At 45.3% G+C, this 19,659-nt stretch carries 17 protein-coding genes; 15 read left to right on the forward strand and 2 right to left on the reverse strand.

The features are described 5' to 3' along the window. Window positions 1-24: 24 nt before the first annotated feature. From H6626_11725 to atpC, 7 genes are read left to right on the forward strand one after another with little or no spacing between them, the layout of a single operon-like run. Window positions 25-471 carry an ATP synthase F0 subunit B gene (locus H6626_11725; GenBank protein ID USN46857.1) on the forward strand — a complete coding sequence of 149 codons (447 nt, stop codon included), beginning with the start codon at window positions 25-27 and terminating at the stop codon, window positions 469-471. Window positions 472-473: 2 nt separating this feature from the next. Beyond that, window positions 474-1,037, forward strand: a complete 564-nt coding sequence (locus tag H6626_11730) for an ATP synthase F0 subunit B (GenBank protein USN46858.1) — start codon at window positions 474-476, stop codon at window positions 1,035-1,037. Continuing rightward, on the forward strand, window positions 1,034-1,582 hold the full coding sequence (gene atpH / locus H6626_11735) for an ATP synthase F1 subunit delta (protein ID USN46859.1): 549 nt from the start codon (window positions 1,034-1,036) through the stop codon (window positions 1,580-1,582). Before H6626_11730 ends, atpH begins: the two co-directional genes overlap by 4 nt. Window positions 1,583-1,584: 2 nt before the next feature. Further along, window positions 1,585-3,111 (forward strand): F0F1 ATP synthase subunit alpha, encoded by a 1,527-nt coding sequence (locus H6626_11740; GenBank protein ID USN46860.1) that lies wholly within the window; start codon window positions 1,585-1,587, stop codon window positions 3,109-3,111. Window positions 3,112-3,120: 9 nt separating this feature from the next. Continuing rightward, the gene (gene atpG, locus H6626_11745) at window positions 3,121-3,993 is read left to right on the forward strand and encodes an ATP synthase F1 subunit gamma (protein ID USN46861.1); all 873 of its coding nucleotides are present in this window, start codon (window positions 3,121-3,123) and stop codon (window positions 3,991-3,993) included. 17 nt (window positions 3,994-4,010) lie between these two features. Further along, complete coding sequence (gene atpD / locus H6626_11750) at window positions 4,011-5,411, forward strand: F0F1 ATP synthase subunit beta (GenBank protein ID USN46862.1); 1,401 nt, start codon at window positions 4,011-4,013, stop codon at window positions 5,409-5,411. Window positions 5,412-5,424: 13 nt separating this feature from the next. Next, on the forward strand, window positions 5,425-5,826 hold the full coding sequence (gene atpC, locus H6626_11755; protein USN46863.1) for an ATP synthase F1 subunit epsilon: 402 nt from the start codon (window positions 5,425-5,427) through the stop codon (window positions 5,824-5,826). Here atpC and nagZ read toward each other — a convergent pair. Further along, complete coding sequence (nagZ, locus tag H6626_11760) at window positions 5,823-7,388, reverse strand: beta-N-acetylhexosaminidase (protein ID USN46864.1); 1,566 nt, start codon at window positions 7,386-7,388, stop codon at window positions 5,823-5,825. The two genes, atpC and nagZ, sit on opposite strands and share 4 nt — an antisense overlap. A 183-nt stretch (window positions 7,389-7,571) precedes the next feature. Here nagZ and H6626_11765 point away from each other — a divergent pair, with 183 nt between their 5' ends. After that, complete coding sequence (locus H6626_11765; protein ID USN46865.1) at window positions 7,572-8,354, forward strand: hypothetical protein; 783 nt, start codon at window positions 7,572-7,574, stop codon at window positions 8,352-8,354. 2 nt (window positions 8,355-8,356) lie between these two features. On the opposite strand, the gene mfd is transcribed toward H6626_11765, so the two are convergent. After that, entirely contained in the window at window positions 8,357-11,890 is a 3,534-nt protein-coding gene (gene mfd / locus H6626_11770) for a transcription-repair coupling factor (GenBank protein USN46866.1), read from the reverse strand. 444 nt (window positions 11,891-12,334) lie between these two features. On the opposite strand from mfd, the gene ndhC reads away from it, so the two are divergent. From ndhC to H6626_11805, 7 genes are read left to right on the forward strand one after another with little or no spacing between them, the layout of a single operon-like run. Beyond that, a complete protein-coding gene (gene ndhC, locus H6626_11775) occupies window positions 12,335-12,706 on the forward strand; it encodes an NADH-quinone oxidoreductase subunit A (protein USN46867.1) in 372 nt (123 codons plus the stop codon). A 3-nt stretch (window positions 12,707-12,709) separates the two neighbouring features. After that, complete coding sequence (locus H6626_11780; GenBank protein ID USN46868.1) at window positions 12,710-13,834, forward strand: NADH-quinone oxidoreductase subunit H; 1,125 nt, start codon at window positions 12,710-12,712, stop codon at window positions 13,832-13,834. Window positions 13,835-13,844: 10 nt separating this feature from the next. Beyond that, window positions 13,845-14,381 (forward strand): NADH-quinone oxidoreductase subunit J, encoded by a 537-nt coding sequence (locus tag H6626_11785; GenBank protein USN46869.1) that lies wholly within the window; start codon window positions 13,845-13,847, stop codon window positions 14,379-14,381. Continuing rightward, window positions 14,368-14,694, forward strand: coding sequence for an NADH-quinone oxidoreductase subunit NuoK (nuoK, locus tag H6626_11790; protein USN46870.1), 327 nt, complete (start codon window positions 14,368-14,370; stop codon window positions 14,692-14,694). The genes H6626_11785 and nuoK overlap by 14 nt, the downstream gene beginning before the upstream one ends. 26 nt (window positions 14,695-14,720) lie before the next feature. Continuing rightward, window positions 14,721-16,640: an NADH-quinone oxidoreductase subunit L gene (gene nuoL, locus H6626_11795; GenBank protein USN49023.1), complete on the forward strand. Its 1,920-nt coding sequence runs from the start codon at window positions 14,721-14,723 to the stop codon at window positions 16,638-16,640. Window positions 16,641-16,643: 3 nt separating this feature from the next. After that, window positions 16,644-18,170 carry an NADH-quinone oxidoreductase subunit M gene (locus H6626_11800; GenBank protein ID USN46871.1) on the forward strand — a complete coding sequence of 509 codons (1,527 nt, stop codon included), beginning with the start codon at window positions 16,644-16,646 and terminating at the stop codon, window positions 18,168-18,170. Continuing rightward, a complete protein-coding gene (locus tag H6626_11805) occupies window positions 18,171-19,658 on the forward strand; it encodes an NADH-quinone oxidoreductase subunit N (protein USN46872.1) in 1,488 nt (495 codons plus the stop codon). Window position 19,659: the final 1 nt, after the last annotated feature.

Below are 19,659 nucleotides of genomic sequence, written 5' to 3' on the forward strand. Positions count from 1 at the left end.
ATTTTTGCGCAAGGAATCCTATCTATGCTTGCAAATTTGTTAGCATCTCTCGGCATTAATGCGACCACGGGAATACAATTTTTGATATTTGTCGTGGTGTACGTGTTTCTGAGCCAACTGCTGTTTAAGCCGTATTTTCAAGCCTATTTGGAAAGAAAAAGCCGAACAGTGGGAAGCCAAGACCAGGCTGAGCGTATCGTGGCCGCCACTGAAGAACTTGAAACTGTATATCAAGAAAAGGCCCGAAAATTTAGTGACAGCTACAAGCGAATCTATGATCAATCCCGTTCAGAGGCCTTGCATGAACACGACCGACTAGTAGCGGAGGCCAGGCTTCGTGCTAAAGCCATAGTAGAAGACACGCGCACAAAAGTAGCTCAAGAGGTGGAAAAAGCCCGGGTCGCAATGGCGGCCGAAGCTCCACAGGTGAGTCAGGCTATCGTAGCAAAACTCACAGGCAAGGAAATGTAGGCATGTTAGGCAAATCAATAAGCACGTATTTGGTGGTATTCTTATCCATAGTGGCGACGCCTGCCTGGGCTGCTTCAGCTCATATCCCTTTTTCTGAACTCATATTGCCACAGTTAGTTAACGTGGTACTGGTTATACTGGGCCTTACGTTTTTAACTAAAAAATTCATAGGCGAACATTTTAAAGCAAGACGAGAGCAGTTCACGACTCTTGTTAGAAGAGCGTCATCGGCTCTTGATGAAGCCAATTCTAAACAAAGAAAAGTGAAAGACCGATTGGCAAAGCTCGAGGAAAACGCAGGTCTTGATTTACAGCGAGTCCAAAGTGAAGCGGAAGAGCTAAAACGGCAAATTATAAATGATGCTAAAGATCTTGGGCTGCGATTAGAAACGGAAGCCCACCGGTCTGCACAATATGAAGTGGATAGGGCCATAGCCCATTTGAGAGAGGATCTTCTTGACCTTTCAGTATCTGAAGCAGAAGCCCAGTTAAAAAAAACCGTGGATGGCCCAGCACAAAAGCGTTTTCAAAGTGAATTTGTTGAAAAAATTCAGGTGGTTCAATGAGATATTCGGAAGTAGCGGCTCGTTACGCCACAGCATTGTTTGATCTGGCAACAGAAGACAACAAACAGGACCAATATTATTCAGATTTATTAGCTCTTAATAAGGTGTTTGTGGAAGATCAGCCAGTATATCAATTTATTACAAACCCACTGACTAAATCCACAGATAAGGAATCCGCTATTGCCAAGGCCCTGGAAAGTCAGACCTTGTCGCTGGCAGTGAAGTCATTTGTACTTTTGCTCGCTCGCAAAAATAGATTGGGTGCTTACTCCGAAATTATGGCTGCATTCCAGGCGAAAAATGATGAAGCCCATGGAGTCACTCGTGGCAGTGTAGAGAGCGCAGCGGTTCTAAATCCTGACGAGCGGGCCGAGGTTGAGCGGTTTGTATCTAAAGCAACGGGAAAAAGAGTGATTTTAACCTATAAAGAGAACTCCGATTTAATTGGGGGACTCATTGCTCGAGTGGGAAGTTATACTTTTGATGACACGTTAACGTCGCACTTGCACAGACTTAAAGACGAATTAAAGAGGAGAGCTCACTAGCTATGGAAATGTCTATTCGCGCCGATGAGATCAGTCGAGTATTAAAAGATCAAATCAAAAATTACACAAAATCTTTAGAAGTCAGTGAAACTGGTACAGTTCTTAGCGTTGGTGACGGTGTGGCTCGTATATACGGTCTAGAAAACGTCATGGCGGGTGAACTCGTAGAGTTTCCTAACGACGTCTTCGGAATGGTATTAAACCTAGAGCAGGACTCAGTGGGAGTAGTTATTCTTGGTGAAGACCGAGAAATCGTAGAGGGTGATACTGTCAAGCGCACCAAAAAAATTGTGCAGGTTCCTGTTGGCGAAGCACTTTTGGGCCGGGTGGTAAATCCATTGGGGCAACCCATCGACGGCAAAGGACCAATTGATGCAGAAGCCATTCGTGAGGTGGAGTTAAAGGCCCCGGGTATTATTGCTCGTCAGCCTGTGCATGAGCCACTTCAAACCGGCATTAAGGCGATTGACTCGATGATTCCCATAGGAAGAGGTCAGCGGGAACTTATCATTGGCGACCGTCAAACTGGAAAGACCGCGATTGCAATTGATACGATTATTAATCAAGCCGACCAAAATGTTCACTGTTTCTATGTGGCTATTGGTCAAAAGAAATCTACAGTGGCACAAGTTGTGGAAAGATTGAGACAAACGGGCGCACTGGAATATACCACGGTTATAGCAGCAACAGCCTCTGACTCCGCACCGCTTCAGTTTTTGGCCCCATTTGCCGGATGTGCCATGGCTGAATATTTTCGGGATTCAGGTCGACATGCATTAATAGTTTACGATGACTTAACAAAACAAGCTCAGGCCTACCGACAGATATCATTGTTGCTCCGTCGACCGCCAGGTCGAGAGGCTTATCCTGGAGACGTTTTTTATCTTCACTCGCGTTTGCTGGAGCGTGCAGCTAAGATGAGTGACGAGCAAGGGGCGGGTTCACTCACGGCTTTGCCAATCATCGAAACGCAAGCGGGTGATATTTCTGCCTACATTCCTACGAATGTGATTTCAATCACCGACGGACAGATCTTTCTAGAATCAGAATTGTTTTATAAAGGCATTCGTCCAGCGGTGAGTATGGGTAAGTCGGTATCACGGGTGGGTGGTGCTGCCCAAATTAAGGCCATGAAACAAGTAGCTGGTTCTCTTAAATTGGAGCTAGCCCAGTTTCGTGAACTAGAGGCCTTTGCTGCATTTGCATCCGATCTAGATGCGGCCACTCAAGCTCAATTGGCCAGAGGTCAGCGGCTAGTAGAGATTTTAAAGCAGCCTCAATACACACCTTACCGTGTGGAAAAGCAGATCGTACTAATTTTTGCGGCCACCCATGGGTACCTTGACGGAATATCAGTGTTTGATTCTAAGCGGTATGAAAGCGAGCTCCTTGATTTCATGGGTCAAAAATACAAGGGCGTTCTAGAATCTGTGGCAAAAGAAAAAAAGATCACCGAAGAAATAAGAAACTCCGTGCGAGAGGCATTGGATGAATTTAAGGCGATCTTTAAGTCCACAACAGCCCAATAAGGTTTAGGCATGGCGAATTTAAAAGATATTCGGCAACGCATCTCGAGTGTAAAAAACACCCAGCAAATCACTCGGGCTATGAAGATGGTATCGGCTGCTAAATTGAGACGGGCGCAGGAAAATATCCAACACATGCGGCCCTATGCTCAAAGCATATTGTCAGTTATTGCTGACGTGGCAGCCACCCATCGAATCAGCCATCCATTGCTCAGTCAAAGTAGCGAAAGTAAAAGAATACTTTTGGTGGTCATTAATAGCGATAGAGGCTTGTGTGGTGCCTTTAACAACTCAGTGAACCGCTATGTAGAAAACTGGCACAATAAGAATAAGGGTAAATACGACCAACTCGATTACATCTTTATCGGCAAAAGAGTGGCCGATTATTTTAAGAGGGAAGACCTCAACGCTGTGGATGTGATGCTGAATCTTGCAAAAGACATTTCGTATGTGAAAGCGGCACAGGTGGCTGAAAAATTGATGAAAGCCTACACCGGTGGTCAATACGATGAAATTCGATTTATTTACAACGAGTTTAAGTCGGCCATATCGCAGAATTTAGTCACAGAAACGCTTCTGCCTGTAGATGTGAGTCAGTCGACTTTTGCTGAAGCTGAGCATCAGTTTGCCACGGATTTGATTTTTGAACCGCAACCTGAAGCTATCATTGACGAACTGTTGCACAAGCATTTTGCTGTCCAGGTTTATCGGTGCATGAGTGAAAGTGTCGCCGCAGAACATGCCGCTCGAATGACGGCCATGGAGAACGCAACGAATAATGCTAAAGATATGATTTCAAAATTAACTCTGACTTATAACAAATTACGCCAGGCCGCGATCACTACAGAACTAATAGAGATCACGAGTGGTGCAGAGGCACTATAAAAAACGCAGGAGCAATAATGGCACAAGGTATAGTAAAACAAGTAATGGGTCCCGTAGTCGACGTGGAATTTACAGGTGGAGATGTTCCGCGAATTTTTAATGCGTTAAAGGTAACAAATCCATCTATTTCTAAGGAAGAAGGCAACTTGGTCTTAGAGGTGGCGCAACACTTAGGTGATCGAGTTGTACGCACGATCGCAATGGACTCCACAGATGGTTTAGTCAGAGGCTTGAAAGTGGAAGACACAGGAAACATGATCACAACTCCTGTGGGAAATGAAGTGCTTGGTCGGATTATGAACGTCACTGGACAGCCAGTGGATCAAGCGGGTGATATTACAGCTAAAGAATATTGGCCCATTCATAGATTGGCCCCCAAATTCGAAGATCAATCCACCGCTGCTGAAATGTTGATGACTGGAATTAAAGTGGTAGACCTTCTCGCCCCTTACGCTAAGGGTGGTAAAATTGGTTTATTCGGTGGTGCGGGTGTTGGTAAGACGGTTTTAATTCAAGAATTAATTCGGAACATTGCTACAGAACACGGTGGTTATTCCGTTTTTGCGGGTGTTGGAGAAAGAACCCGTGAAGGAAATGACCTGTTTCGCGAAATGACCGAATCGGGAGTTATTGAGAAAACAGCACTTGTGTTCGGACAAATGAACGAGCCACCTGGAGCCCGGGCGCGAGTGGCATTGACGGCCTTGACTCAAGCAGAATACTTCCGCGACCGAGAAGGACAAGACGTTCTTTTGTTCGTTGATAATATTTTCCGATTTACGCAAGCCGGTGCCGAGGTATCGGCTCTCTTGGGTCGGATTCCATCTGCCGTGGGATATCAGCCTACGCTTTCGACAGAAATGGGTACTTTGCAGGAGAGAATTACTTCCACAAACAAAGGGTCTATTACGTCAGTTCAGGCTGTTTACGTTCCTGCGGATGACTATACAGATCCAGCGCCGGCTACCACATTCACTCACTTGGATGCGACGACAAACCTCGACCGGGACATCGCTGCCTTAGGTATTTATCCAGCGGTGCATCCATTGACTTCAACATCACGTCTTCTTGATCCCCAGATTGTGGGTGAGGAGCATTACCAAACGGCTCGAGAACTTCAGTCTCTTCTTCAAAGATATCGAGAACTTCAAGATATTATTGCGATCTTGGGTATGGACGAGTTGAGTGAAGACGACAAACTAGTAGTTGCACGAGCCAGAAAAGCTCAGAAGTTCTTGTCGCAGCCGTTCTTTGTGGCGGAGCAATTTACCGGACTACCAGGTCGATATGTGGACATCAAAGATACGGTAAGAGGCTTCAGAGAAATTATTGATGGTAAACATGATAGCGTTCCTGAACAAGCCTTCTACTTGGTAGGTACGATTGAAGAAGCGTTAGAAAAGGCGAATAACCTATAAAGGTCGATTATTTATGTTTACATTGACGTTGGTCACGCCAGAAAAAAAATTGATCACGAATTTGGAAGTGGATGAGGTACTTGTTCCAGGCTTTCGAGGCGAACTCAATATTTTGCCTGGGCATGCCCCATTGATGACAACGCTCCATGCGGGAATTTTGCGATACCGAAAAAAGGGTGCTACGGACTTTGGGAAAGCTTCAATAAGTTGGGGCTATTGCGAAGTGAACCCGACGGGAATTAAAGTGTTGGCCGATACGGCTGAGCTGCCATCTGAAATTGATAAGCATCGAGCAGAAAAAGCGTTCAAAGAGGCGCAAGATCGATTGATGATGGCCAATATACCTGTGGAAGAGATGACGCGTCTCCAGCGAAAAATACAACGGGCGCAAGCTCGTTTGGAATTAATGGATTAGTCGGCAGCTAATGGTTTTTTATAGCTGATCTTTCGGACTTTTTTTTTCTGTTCCGCCGGCAATCGGTCGTTTTCGATCAGATAATTGGCAATCCATTGGCCCGTGCTATAATTTCGAGTATTTATATTTATCACGGCACGATAGTGCCGGGTGTTTTCCACCACCGCTGGATGGTATGAGTTGATCACGAAAATGCGGTTTTTAATTTCAGGATCAAGATTTTTTAGGATCCGAGCTGTTCCCACTCCCGTCACGTAAAAAATGCCAAGACTTTGTGGTTTTTTGTTTAAAAGAGATTCTAATCGGTTTTTTTGCCCTCTTTTTAAGGCTACGAATTCTACTGGGTTTGGAATTGATTTTTTAATAGACGTGTAAAATTGGTAATCCGCAGACATCACAACAAGTGGCACCAACGAATCGATACTATTTTCGTAGAAGGAATAACCTCGTAGAGACTTCTCCATATTTGCCACAGAGATTTCGTTGGTAACTAACTTTAAATCAGAGAGGTAGCGATTCATTTCGATTTTCAGCTGCTTAGGATTGATGCGGTCGGGAAGCTTTTTGTCGGACAGGCCCATTTTTAAGGCCACTATTCGCCGAACACTCTGATCAATTCGGGCCATGGGTAGGCGCCCAGCCTTTACGGCATCTACCACAGCAGACACAGCCGCCTTTTGATGCCGTGGCTGCCATGCCACCATAATCATGTCGCATCCGGCTTCAATGGCAGCAATAGCGCGCTCGCCAACACTCTGAATTTTTTCTGCCCCGGTCATTTCAATATCGTCAGTGATGATCAGGCCTTCATAGCCCATCTTTCCCCTTAGCGTTTGTTCTACTAGCACTTTGGAATAGGTGGCTGGCAGACCAGAAGGGTCAATGTTAGGAAAAGCCACGTGAGCAACCATTATTGCTGAAGGCAATTTTGTATTGGCTAAGTGAGCAAAGGGTACGAGGTCCGATTTTTCTAGCTCTTCCAGTCCAATGAGTTTTTTAGGCATAGTATGGTGACTGTCCTGAACGATGCCCCCGTGACCAGGAAAATGTTTAAGGGTGGGTATAATACCTGAGGCCTGCAGCCCGCGAGCAAAATTTTCGCCCATGACCTTCACCGCCTGTGGGTCGGGACCAAATGCACGGTTGCCAATGAAATTGTTGATAAAAGGATCTGATAGATCAACAACAGGGGCTAGATTCATATTAAAGCCCAAAGTGTCGAGGATTTTGCCGGTGAGCAGGCCCACTTTCTGCGTTAGTTCAGGGTTGTCAGCTTCACCCATAGCCAGCGCGCTGGGCGGAGCTGGACGTGATTTAATGCGAGTGACTGTGCCACCTTCTTGATCGACCATAATAAAAGCGGGAAGGCCAGTGGTGTCTATGGAGAGCTTCTGCAAGTCAAAATTTAGAGATGCGATTTGTTCAGGAGTCTTAATGTTCCGCTTAAAAGCTATAATTCCGCCTGGTTTATAGGATCTGAATTTGTTGCTGAACGTTCGGGACATTGTGGACCCGGCATAACCAAAAATAAAGAGTTGTCCCACTTTTTGTTCTAAGGACATTTTATTTATGGTGGAGTCAATGGACTGGACATTTGTCGAAGGGACAATCGGGGATCGTGAATAGGAAAACTCCGGGACGAAAAGCCCTAAACCGAGCAAGACTAAGGAAAGTTTTTTTAGCTCTAACCGCATTTTTATAAATTTACCACACAGGTTTTTAAAAATATTCAGTATAATTAAACTATGCACCTTTGTCCGGACACAAAACTGTTGATCAAAAGTCTCATAGTACTCGGAATTTTTTCTGTATCACTTGAGGTTTATTCGAAGGAATTTTCAGATAAAGAATTAATCGAACGTGGCCTCGTGGAATTAGAGCAAAAGCCGGTATCCATCAATTCAGAGACCAGAAAAATTGAGCTTTTTAAATACAGAGAAAGAAGAAAAAAGACAGGCGTAAGTTACGCTTTTGGTCTTAGCCAGTTTCAGCCCATCAACTACGAACCTGACTTTCTAACTCTAAGTTTTCAAGATCTCTATGGTGTGGGCACATCGAACATGGCCGAGTTTCAGATGTTCTTTAGAAGAAATTATAGTTTTGCCACAGCGGGTATAGAGTTGGGTTTTGGATTTTACCAACGAAAGTCGCAAGACCCTGATCCAGGTTATACCATAACCCTACAGCCAATGAGAGTTGGCGGCAGATTGGCCTTCGATACAGTGTGGCCCGAGCCCTACTTTGTGCCATATGTTGCGGCAGGGGGATATTTCGTGTTTTTCGGAGAAGAAGACGCCACGCGCGCGTTCAAAGGGGTTACACAAATGGCTCCTTATGCCACTTTGGGAATGGCGTTTCAGTTGGACTGGATGGACCCTATAGGTGGATTTAATTCTCATATAGAACACGGCATACAAAATACATTTTTGTATGTGGAGGGTCGGACTTTCATAGCTTCATCTGTGGCTCGCGATCCAGACTTCAGCACAGATATTCATCTAAATATGGGTCTAGATTTAGAGTACTAAGATCAACACAGTTTTGTGAGGTACTGCAGTTCTTCTAATACTCTTGGCCAAGTGATTTCGTTCATTCGAATTTTAAAACGACTATCGGGAGCTATTGAGTATTTTTTATTCTCGCGACTAGCAAGACGCACAACTTCATCTGTAGGCAATGGGGTAGCTTCTGTGAAGCTCAGTGCTATAGAATTTCTTCCAGCACTTAAATCTTTTATTCCTAAATCTCGGCACATTTTTCGAATCAACATGACACCAAACAGATTAATCACTGACTCCGGCGGTTTGCCAAATTGATCTCGCAACTCGTCTTCAATTCCATCCACGTCGTGGTCATCGTTAATTTCCGCCAATGCTTTGTAATAGGAGAGTCGAATTCTAATATCTGGAATGTAGCCATCTGGAATAAGGGCCGCAATTGGCAAATTAATCTCGGGTTCAACGGTATCCACAGTTGGCGCAAGGCCTTTTTTCTCTTGCACGGCCTCTTCGAGAAGCTCCAAATACAACTCATATCCTACGGCATTAATGTGCCCACTTTGCTGTCCGCCCAGTATGTCCCCTGCGCCTCTTAGTTCCAGATCGTATTGGGCAACTCTGATTCCGCTTCCCAACGCTGTATTTTCTTGAATTATTTTAAGGCGTTCTTGTGCCACAGGGTCCAAGCGTTTTTGAGGAGGGACTAAAAGATAACAATAGGCTCGATCTTTGCTGCGGCCAACACGTCCGCGAAGCTGGTACAATTGGCTTAACCCAAATTGTTGAGCGTCGTTGATAAACATAGTGTTGGCTCGGGGAATATCCATCCCCGATTCAATAATGGTTGTGCATACGAGTATATCGAGGTCATGATTGAAAAATTTTATCATTGTTTTTTCAAGTTGCCCCTCATTCATTTGGCCATGGGCAATAGCCATACGCACAGATGGGAGTATCTCACGCAATTCCGAAGCGATGGCATCAATGCTTTGCACTTTATTGTGCAAGAAAAATACTTGCCCACCTCGATCAAGCTCACTTTCTACGGCACGCTTAATTGTTTCTTTGTCGAATTTTGTAACAAATGTTCGAGTGGGTAACCGATCAACAGGAGGAGTGTTGATAATACTCAAGTCGCGAATACCGACAAGACTGAGATTGAGCGTGCGAGGTATGGGTGTTGCTGACAGTGCCAAAGTATCCACTTCCGTCTTGATCTGACGGATTCGTTCTTTGTGTTTAACACCAAACTTTTGTTCTTCATCTATAATGAGTAAGCCAAGGTCTTTAAACCCGATGTCTTTACTCAACAATCTATGAGTTCCAATAACAATATCAACTTTGCCAAGTTTCATATTGTCGATGGTCTTTTTTATGTCCACTCGATCGACAAACCGATTAAGAGCTTCAATGGTAACCGGCCAACCCCGGAAGCGGCGCTTAAAAGTTTCAAGGTGCTGAAAGGTTAAAATAGTGGTCGGCGCAATAACGGCCACTTGTCGTCCATCTTGTACCGCTTTGAAAGCCGCTCGCATCGCAATTTCAGTTTTGCCAAAACCCACGTCCCCGCAAACAAGTCTGTCCATGGGGGTGTCTTGAGTCATATCACCGAGGATGTCATCGATGACCTTAAGTTGGTCTTCGGTTTCTTCATAGGGAAACTGATTTTCAAACATCAAATAATCTTCATCGGGTACCGAAAATGAAGGGCGCTTTACTTGTGCACGCTTGGCGTAAAAATCCAATAGCTCTGCTGCCATATCACGAAGCTTGGCCTTCACCTTGGTTTTGGCTTTGGCCCAGCCAGTACCACCCAGTTTATCTACGAGCCGAGCAGATCCTGGGCCGGAGTACTTTTGAATTTGTCCCACACGGTAAACAGGCAAGTAGAGCTTATCGTTGTCTTTGTAGCTAAGGTGAATAAACTCAGCGTCGACGCCATTAATGGGCATTACGGTGAGGCCTTCGTAAATTCCGACCCCGTGCAGTTTATGTACGATCAGGTCTCCCACCTTTAAATCGCCAAAACTGAGAGCGTGTGTTCGTTGTGTGAGCGTGCCTTGTGATTTATATTGGCGACGATGACTTTTGTGTCCAAAAAAATCATCGTCTCGCAAAAATATAAGGTGGTCTTCAATAAACCGCTGACTGGCGGCGACTCCGCGAGGGATGATGTGAATCAGTTTTTCCTGTTGAAGTTGTTGTTGCTGCCATTCTTGCCAGAGATGCTCGTCGTCTTTCAAGATCTCCGGTTCAAAGCCGGCAGTTTCCAAGAGATGCTTAAGTCTCTGGCATTGATTAAGAGTATGAGATGTGACAAATACAGTTTGGGATTCTTGTTTCCAGCCCCGGATTTTTTCGCCAACAAACTCAGCAAGAGCACTTGAATTATGAGAGAAGCCCAAGCAGGCCTTTCGAAATTCGTCCATGCCCGCAGTTCGAAAATCAATCAGAGAAAGATCGGCATCCTGGGTGGGGCCATCCTGAATGTGAATTTTCATTAGGGAAATTTTCCGAGAATCGATAGGCATATCGATGGAATCAAAGGGAGCGAAGATTTTTTGATAGTCTACACAAATCGGAATAGAGTGAGGCTTATTGAACTCAGACTTGAGAGAGCCTAAAAGACTATCACTTTGGTGCTGCACTTCAATAGAGTCTAATAACCAAACATTAACGGGTTCTGAAAAATGATCTGTAGGGCTTTGTAGATTCGAATAAAAATAAGGAAGCAAAAAATCTACACCGTGAAAATATTGCTGTTGCAAGATTGACCGCTGTAGGTCTTTTATTTCATGTGGGTCAACATCGCGCCCCACGACACTGGCAGCAAACCCTTGGGCGACAGCTTGGACGTTTTCATCGGAAAAGATAGCTTCGCGAGGAGGAATGATAGTCAACGTCGGAGTCTCTTCAAGGCTTCTTTGTGTATCAGGATCAAAATATCTAAGAGAATCTACGTCATCGGCAAACAGTTCTATTCGAACGGGGTAGCGATGAGCGGGTGAAAAAACATCAATGATACCACCGCGAATACTAAACGTGCCAAGATCTTCGACCAACGGCACAGATCGATAGCCCAATTTCGACAAATGCAGAGAAAAATCATTAGGCAGGGTTTGGTTCTTCTTTAAAAAAATCCGATGATTGGCCAAGATTTTAAAGGGCAACGTTTTTTGCATGATTGACGATGCGGACGCCAAAAAGATTTGGCCTGGCCGGGCCGTTTGGGCGGCGTTGAGCCAACCCATTCGTTCGCCAATAATTTGAGCACTGGGATACAGACCCGAATACAGGTCCATATCAAATCCCGGCAAAATGTGAACTTGCAGGGTAGGGTCAAAAAACTCCAGAGCTTCCTGCAGTTTCAATAAGTCTTCGTCCAAGGAAACAACGGCAAGATTGGGGCGGGAGCGGACAACCTCGGATTGTTGGTCAGAAAGCAGGGCGGCCAAGGCGAACCAAGACTGTGTGCCCACCAATAGTGCATGTGCAACATCCCGCTTCGCAAATTCGCGGTCTAACTTTGAATGTGCCGTCAGCCTCAAGCCATTGACGTCGACCATGATCAAAAATCTCCGTGATTTCGGTAAAAGAAGGCCACAACAGAAGTCCCGGCCAAGGGGGGCGTGCATCCCCCAGCAGCACGGCCCGAGTGGCCGCATGTCGTCTTCGGATTGCGTCACTGCGTGCCGCAACCCGGATACGCCAAGCACATCGGGATGTGCTGCTGGGGGATGCACGCCCCCCTTGGCCGGGACTTCTGTTGTGGACCCCGTTGGGGACTAGACTTATGTTTTTAACTCGATGCATGCAAATTAATAACGCGGACCGCGCCGCATAATTTCAGGTGGGTGGCGGAAACATATCTCGTTGATTCCATTCTATTTTCTTGGTTTCTCTGAATCCCATTTGTATAAGAAGACTTACGTGTATTTTTGCCCATAAGTGCAGATCGGGGTGGTTTGCGCTTTTCATGTTTGTTTAGCAACGAGTTGGGAGCGTCTTCGATGATTTCATTGGTCCCCATAATAGTATTAACGGTCATAGTTACGGCATTTGGAATTTTGCTCGTCACTGTAGCAGCTAAGCTCGGCCCGAAATTGAAGCAATCAAAAGTTCAACTTTCATCCTATGAGTGTGGCATTGAAGAGCAACTTAGTGGCCATTCGAAAATGCCAGTGAAATTTTATCTAACAGCCATTTTATTTATTCTTTTCGATATCGAGATTATTTTTATGTATCCGTGGGCCGTAACCTATGGCGATTTTATTGCTGAGGGGCACGGCGTTTATGTTTTTGGGGCGATGGCGGTGTTTTTATTGATATTTATTTTTGGTCTCTTTTGGGAGATCAAGTCTAAAGCCTTAGAGTGGGAATAAGCTATGGGTGGCGATTTATTTGAGATTTCAGTGAATGTGATCAAGCTCGTGGCCATCTTTTTGTTGATGGTTCAGTTGGTGCCGTTGCTAGTGTGGGTGGAGCGCCGTGGATCGGCGTTTATTCAAAACCGGTTGGGGCCGAACCGCGTTGGGCCTTTGGGTTTAATGCAGTTGTTGGCAGATGCCGTTAAGTTTTTATTTAAAGAAGAGTTTGTTCCCGGAAAGGGCAGACAACTCATTTTTTACGCCGCACCCGTTATTGCCTTGGTACCGGGGGCATTGGCATTTTCGGCAATCCCTTTAGCTCCAGCTGTTGAGTGGGGGGAATACCGATTTCCCATTCAAGGATTTGAAATCGGCATTGGAATTGTTTTTGTTTTAGGGGCGTCGTCCTTGGCGGCTTATGGACTGCTCATGGCGGGTTGGGGATCTACCAACAAATATTCTTTGCTCGGAGCATTGCGAGCTTCTGCTCAAGTTATCAGCTATGAGTTGGCCTTGGGACTTTCTTTGGTGGGTGTGCTCCTTATTTATAACACATTTGATTTTTCAGAAATGATTGCGTTGCAGGCGGGTCCTCTCGCGTTTGAATTTATGTCAAAGCAAATCGTGATTAGTTGGTTGCCCAACTGGGGGATTTTCTATCAACCCTTGGGTGCCATATTATTTTTTGCCGCCACATTTGCAGAGACCAATCGTTTGCCATTTGATTTACCGGAGGCTGAAGCGGAGCTAGTGGCCGGCTACCATACCGAGTACGGCGGCCTTAAAATGTTGATGTTTTATATAGGCGAGTATGGACATATGCTTGTCTCGGCCGCATTGATGGCCACCCTTTATTTTGGTGGTTACCAAATTCCTGGTGTGGCGCCACAGCAAGTTGTGGACTATTTGGCAATGAATGGCTGGAGCCCAGATGCCGCTTCAGCCCTCAGCGCTTTGTTCCATCATTTGGTGTTATTGGTGAAGGTGCTGTTTTTTCTTTGGGTGTTTATTTGGGTGCGTTGGACACTGCCACGGTTTAGATATGACCAATTGATGGATCTTGGCTGGAAGAGCATGTTGCCGTGGGCACTTTTTAATACGGTGCTGACGGCCGTGGTCGTTCTTGTGGCGCGTTCTTTCTAACGGAGTAATTATGGATATTGGTAATTTAGTTTTCTATGGTCTGGCAGCACTCATTACATTGTTTTCTGTAATGGTATTGCTCGAATCAAATCCAATTATGTCGGCCTTATACTTAGCGCTGTCGATGGTTGGGTTGTCATTTTTGTTTTTCCAACTGCAGGCCTATTTTATTGCCGGCGTCCAGTTGGTTGTCTACGCAGGAGCAGTGATGGTCCTGTTTGTCATGGTGCTGATGTTATTTGATTTAAAAAATGAGGACAGCGCTTTCACCAAGGGCAAACTATCTGGCTTTTTGAAAATTTCTGCAGCGGGGTTGTTTGCAGGAATGGTTTTGGGAGCGGCCGTTCAAAGCGTTGAGCTATTTGACTTAGAGCCGATTCCTGCATCTACGGTGGCTCATCAGGTCGCCAGCACAAAGCAGCTCGGGATTTTGTTGTTTACAAAATATCTGCTAGCCTTTGAGGTTTTGGGCTTGCTGTTGCTGCTTATTGCAATTGGAGCGGTGGCATTGGCTCGAATGAAGGGAGGCACCCATGCCAAATCTTGAACTTGCAACGCAGGTCGGTCTGGTTCAGTACCTTTTGTTGTCGGCTGTGTTGTTTACTGTGGGAATGTTGACCGTTTTACTTCGACGAAATGTGATTGTGATGTTGATGGGGATAGAGTTGATGTTAAATGGCGTCAATTTGTCTTTCGTGGCCTTTAGTCACTTTTTGGGGGACATCAATGGCCAGGTGATGGTGTTTTTTGTGATGACTGTCGCAGCAGCTGAAGCCGGCGTGGGTTTGGCTTTGGCGGTAGCTATCTTTAAACAATTTAAAAAAATTGACATTAGAGATTTTGAACACCTGAAGGGCTAGAGGAAATTTTCATGCAAGAAAAACTGATGTTTGGCATTTTGATCTTGTCGCCCCTGGTGGGATTTTTAATCAACGGACTGCGATATAGGAGTGCGAATTATAAGTTGGCAGGGTCGGTGGCCACCGTAGCAGCGCTGATCTCTTTTGTCACAGCGGCATCGTTGGTATTAAAGCTTGTGGGTCTGCCAGGTGGCGAGCGCGTCCTTAAGGCAGACTATTTTAGCTGGATGGCTGTGGGACAGTTTGAAGCGCGGGCAGCGTTTTTATTGGATCAAATTAGCGCCATTATGGTTTTGGTCATTACTGGGGTAGGAGCTCTTATCCATCTTTTTAGCATTGGATATATGTCCCATGACGAAAGGCCCACTAAGTATTTCGCTTACCTCAACTTATTTTTGTTTAACATGTTGCTACTTGTGTTGGGCGACAACCTATTGGTGATGTTTGTAGGATGGGAGGGCGTTGGCCTTTGTTCCTACTTGCTTATTGGCTTCTGGTTCACAGACAAAGAGAAGGCCGCAGCGGGTATGAAGGCATTTATCACCAATAGAATAGGTGATGCTGGGTTTTTGCTAGGTATATTCTTGCTATTTATGACCTTTGGTACGGTTAATTTTGCAGAGCTTGCCGGTAGGATGCCGAGCGTAGCTGAGGCCCTGTGGACGGGGCCAATTACCATAGCCTGTTTGTTTTTATTTGTGGGTGCTGCCGGAAAGTCTGCTCAAATCCCTCTTTATGTGTGGCTGCCCGATGCGATGGCTGGCCCAACCCCGGTTTCTGCTTTAATTCATGCAGCTACAATGGTGACCGCGGGGGTGTACATGATTGTTCGAATGAACGGCGTGTTTATTATGGCCCCGAATGCGATGCTGGTAATTGCCATCATTGGAGCACTAACGGCGTTTTTTGCGGCGACCATAGGTATGACCCAATGGGATATTAAAAAAGTGTTGGCCTATTCGACGGTTTCTCAGTTGGGGTACATGTTTTTGGCTGTAGGTGTAGGTGCCTTTATGCCCGCGATGTTTCACCTTATGACCCATGCATTTTTTAAAGCTCTAATGTTTTTAGGGTCAGGTAGTGTGATTCATGCCATGCATGAAGAACAGGATATGCGAAAGATGGGTGGTTTACGTAAGAAAATGCCCATTACCTACTGGACGTTTATGGCGGGATGGGTGGCGATTATTGGTTTGCCGCCCTTTGCTGGTTTTTTTAGTAAAGATGAAATCCTTTGGTTTACCTACAGTAGCCAATACGGCAGCAAGATTTTATGGTTTGTTGGATTAGTCACTGCAGCCCTAACCGCGTTCTATATGACTCGTCTGATGGCGCTCGTGTTCTGGGGTAAAAGTCGAGTGCCTGAGGGAACAAAGCCGCACGAGTCGCCGCTTGTGATGACATTGCCACTAATTGTGCTGGCGATCTTATCTGTAGTTGGTGGATGGGTGGGAATTCCCCACGCGATTCTCCACTACTTGCCAGGACATATGCCGCATGTATTAGAAGAATGGCTCAAAACCAGTGTGGCACCCATTAGTCTTTTACACTCATCAGAGGCATTAGAATTTATTCTAATGGGAATCTCGGTATCCTTAGCGGCAGTATCAGCACTTTCGGCCTATTATCTTTATGTTTTATATCCTGAAAAACCAAAAGAACTCGTATCGCATTTTGGAAAGGTCCATCAGTGGGTTTCTAACAAATATTGGGTGGATGAATTTTACTTTGCTAGAATCATTAACCCAATAGTCGATTTGGGTAAAAACTTGTGGCTCTATATAGACGTGAATTTTGTAGACAAGCTCACTTACAGTGCGAGTGAATTGGTTAAGAGTTCGGCAACAGGATTGAAGTCGTTGCAAACTGGAAATATGCAGCAGTACGCCATGTTGGTTGCACTCGGCGTCGTGGCAACAATCATGTTTGTGTTTTTTGCGGGGTAATCCATGTTAACAAGTTTGATTTTTTTACCGGCAATATTGGCATTGATAGTATTAGTTTTGCCCAATGAAAAGCTGGTGCGTTGGGTGAGCCTTGTCGGTTCAGCAGGTGTTTTTGTCGCCAGTTTGGTCTTGTTAGGAACGTATGATCCGTCGACGGCGGCCATACAATTGGCTGAACGATATGAATGGATACCCTCAGTTGGAATCTCGTACTTTGTCGGGCTCGATGGAATCTCCATATGGCTGGTGCTTTTAACAACCTTTTTAACGCCATTGGTGGTGTTGGGTAGCTGGACGGGCATAACTAAACAAATCAGCGGTTTTCATGCGGCATTGTTGTTTCTTGAAACCACTATGATTGGAACATTTCTCGCGTTGGACGCGGTGGTGTTTTATGTGTTTTTCGAGGCAGCGTTGATTCCCATGTATTTTATGATTGGAATTTGGGGCGGCCCTCGGCGAATTTATGCCACAGTTAAGTTTTTCATCTATACTATGCTTGGCTCCCTCTTTATGTTGGTGTCCATTATCGCCATGATGTTTATGGTTGCTGAGCAGATGCCTGAAGTGGGGCTAAGTGCAGATCTGCTGCACTTTTATCAGCTTAAAATTCCCTTTGTTGGTGGGGAATTTTTTAGCACTCAAACACTACTATTTTTTGGATTCGCCTTGGCTTTCGCCATTAAAGTTCCGGTCTTTCCGTTTCATACGTGGCTGCCGGATGCCCACGTGGAGGCACCAACGCCAGGTTCAGTTATTCTAGCTGGAGTGATGCTGAAAATGGGTACCTATGGATTTTTACGGTTTGCTATACCGTTATTTCCGCAAGCCGTAGAGCATTGGTCATGGTTATTTCTTTTGATCGGTGCATTTGGCATTATTTATGGTGCGTTGGTGGCAATGGTTCAGCCAGACATGAAAAAGCTGGTGGCCTATTCATCGGTATCTCACATGGGTTACGTGATATTGGGAATGTTTGCGCTCAATGCTTATGGAATAACAGGTGGTTTATATCAAATGTTAAACCACGGCATCAGTACGGGTGCTCTGTTTCTGCTTGTCGGTATGATCTATGACAGAACCCATTCAAGGGAAATCAGTCGATACGGAGGATTAGCCGTAGCCGCTCCGATTTTTACCATACTGTTTATCATCGTCACTTTGTCGAGTATTGCGGTTCCCCTGACAAATGGGTTTGTCGGAGAGTATTTAATTTTGATGGGGACATTTATGGCCAGCAAACCCTACGCCATTTTAGCTGTTCTTGGGGTGGTGCTAGGTGCGGCGTACATGCTCTGGATGGTGAAGAGAGTCTTTTTTGGAGAAGCTGGTGAGTTGGTGAAGAAGTCAGGGGCTTCTTTAGATGTGAATTTGAGAGAGATCTTAGTGATGGCGCCATTGGTTTTAATGATTTTCTGGATGGGAGTCTATCCGAATCACTTTTTAGATATCACTAAATCGAGCGTGGATAATCTCGTTAAAAATCGTCACAATTATTCACTAGAGCTTAAAGTGGCGGAGGACAAGTAGATGGAATTTAGTTTTGGGCTTTCTGATTTGGTCTTGGTTTCTCCCTTAGTGGTTTTGTTTTTGCTGAGTATAGTGCCGCTGACGATAAAAGTGTTGGGTGGAAATCGTGAGCCAAACCCCAATATGACTTTGGTGTACGGGCTGGCGGGCGTTATAGGCGCGGCTATTTTTGTAGTTGCCAGTGCGCCACGGGTTTTATCTGAGTCTGTTACGGCTTTTAGTGGTTCGCTCGTCTTTGACGGGGTGGGAACTGTAGGATCTCTGGTGGTGCTGGCCTCTTTATTTTTGACGCTTCTGTACTCTCGAGAGAGCTATGCAATGTGTGACCATCAGTTTTCAGAAAAAGTTTTTCTGATGATGAATGCTGCTATTGGAATGTTGTTGTTGGCTTGGGCCAGCGACTTAATCATGGTGTTTATTAGTATAGAGCTGATGTCGCTCTGCCTTTACATCTTGATTGCTTTAAGCCAAGAAGAAAAGCTATCGAAAGAAGCTGCATTTAAATATTTTATTTTAGGTAGTTTTGCTTCAGCAATTTTCTTGTACGGTGTGGCCTTTATTTATGGAACGGTGGGCAGTGTGCAGCTGCCAGTGATCAGAACACAGGCTGTAGAGCTAATTTCATACAGTCGATTGTTTTTGATGGGGATGGTTCTGACCATTTTAGGTTTTTGTTTTAAGGTCGCTATTGCGCCCTTTCACTCATGGGCGCCAGATGTGTATGAAGGAGCGCCGACCACGTTGACGGGGTTTATGGCTACGTCAGTGAAGGTGGTAAGTTTTGTGGCGTTCCTCCGGCTAATTACTACAAATCCTTTGCAAGGTGTGAGGGCAGAAACTTTGGTTGATGCACTACAGTGGTTGGCGGCGATTACGATGATGGTGGGCAATATAGCTGCAGTGGTTCAGACCTCATTCAAAAGAATGTTGGCTTACTCGAGTGTGGCTCATTCTGGTTACATAATGGTGGCAATGATTGCAGCTGGAATTGGTGGATCAAGTGTGTTGGGCGCCACGGGAGTTATTTACTATGCAGTGGCATACACAATAATGACATTGGGTGCGTTTGGTGCCATTTCATTGTTTGAAACGAAATACGACAAAAGAGTAGTGATAGATGACATCAAAGGGTTGGCCTACCAGCGACCATGGACAGCTATTTTTATTACGATCTTTATGTTGAGTCTGGCGGGCATTCCTCCAACGATAGGGTTTTTCGGAAAGTTCTATATTTTTTCAGCCGCCGTGAAGCAGGGTCTTTATTGGTTAGCCTTCTGGGGAGTTTTAAGCTCAGTAATCAGTGTTTATTACTACCTGCGCCCAGTGGTGGTGATGTACATGAAAGAATCGGATGAAGTGAGCCTCAGACCGCAAAACGGACTCACTCAATTTTCTATCGCCTTTTCCGCAGCCCTTGTCTTAGTGGGAGGGTTGATCGTTGAGCCCGTATTTCAATACATCTACCGATCAGTTCAACAGTTGTTTTGAA

The organism is Pseudobdellovibrionaceae bacterium (assembly GCA_023898385.1).
In the GTDB taxonomy this organism is placed as follows: domain Bacteria; phylum Bdellovibrionota; class Bdellovibrionia; order Bdellovibrionales; family UBA1609.

What these genes read in the sequence shown, in the direction of transcription:
- H6626_11730 (USN46858.1), top strand. Translation starts at nt 474, where the DNA reads ATGTTAGGCAAATCAATAAGCACGTATTTGGTGGTATTCTTATCCATA.
- H6626_11725 (USN46857.1), top strand. Translation starts at nt 25, where the DNA reads ATGCTTGCAAATTTGTTAGCATCTCTCGGCATTAATGCGACCACGGGA.
- H6626_11785 (USN46869.1), top strand. Translation starts at nt 13,845, where the DNA reads ATGGATATTGGTAATTTAGTTTTCTATGGTCTGGCAGCACTCATTACA.
- atpD (USN46862.1), top strand. Translation starts at nt 4,011, where the DNA reads ATGGCACAAGGTATAGTAAAACAAGTAATGGGTCCCGTAGTCGACGTG.
- H6626_11800 (USN46871.1), top strand. Translation starts at nt 16,644, where the DNA reads ATGTTAACAAGTTTGATTTTTTTACCGGCAATATTGGCATTGATAGTA.
- nagZ (USN46864.1), bottom strand. Translation starts at nt 7,388, where the DNA reads ATGTCCTTAGAACAAAAAGTGGGACAACTCTTTATTTTTGGTTATGCC.
- nuoK (USN46870.1), top strand. Translation starts at nt 14,368, where the DNA reads ATGCCAAATCTTGAACTTGCAACGCAGGTCGGTCTGGTTCAGTACCTT.
- nuoL (USN49023.1), top strand. Translation starts at nt 14,721, where the DNA reads ATGTTTGGCATTTTGATCTTGTCGCCCCTGGTGGGATTTTTAATCAAC.
- ndhC (USN46867.1), top strand. Translation starts at nt 12,335, where the DNA reads ATGATTTCATTGGTCCCCATAATAGTATTAACGGTCATAGTTACGGCA.
- atpG (USN46861.1), top strand. Translation starts at nt 3,121, where the DNA reads ATGGCGAATTTAAAAGATATTCGGCAACGCATCTCGAGTGTAAAAAAC.
- H6626_11740 (USN46860.1), top strand. Translation starts at nt 1,585, where the DNA reads ATGGAAATGTCTATTCGCGCCGATGAGATCAGTCGAGTATTAAAAGAT.
- mfd (USN46866.1), bottom strand. Translation starts at nt 11,890, where the DNA reads ATGGTCGACGTCAATGGCTTGAGGCTGACGGCACATTCAAAGTTAGAC.
- H6626_11805 (USN46872.1), top strand. Translation starts at nt 18,171, where the DNA reads ATGGAATTTAGTTTTGGGCTTTCTGATTTGGTCTTGGTTTCTCCCTTA.
- H6626_11765 (USN46865.1), top strand. Translation starts at nt 7,572, where the DNA reads ATGCACCTTTGTCCGGACACAAAACTGTTGATCAAAAGTCTCATAGTA.
- atpH (USN46859.1), top strand. Translation starts at nt 1,034, where the DNA reads ATGAGATATTCGGAAGTAGCGGCTCGTTACGCCACAGCATTGTTTGAT.
- atpC (USN46863.1), top strand. Translation starts at nt 5,425, where the DNA reads ATGTTTACATTGACGTTGGTCACGCCAGAAAAAAAATTGATCACGAAT.
- H6626_11780 (USN46868.1), top strand. Translation starts at nt 12,710, where the DNA reads ATGGGTGGCGATTTATTTGAGATTTCAGTGAATGTGATCAAGCTCGTG.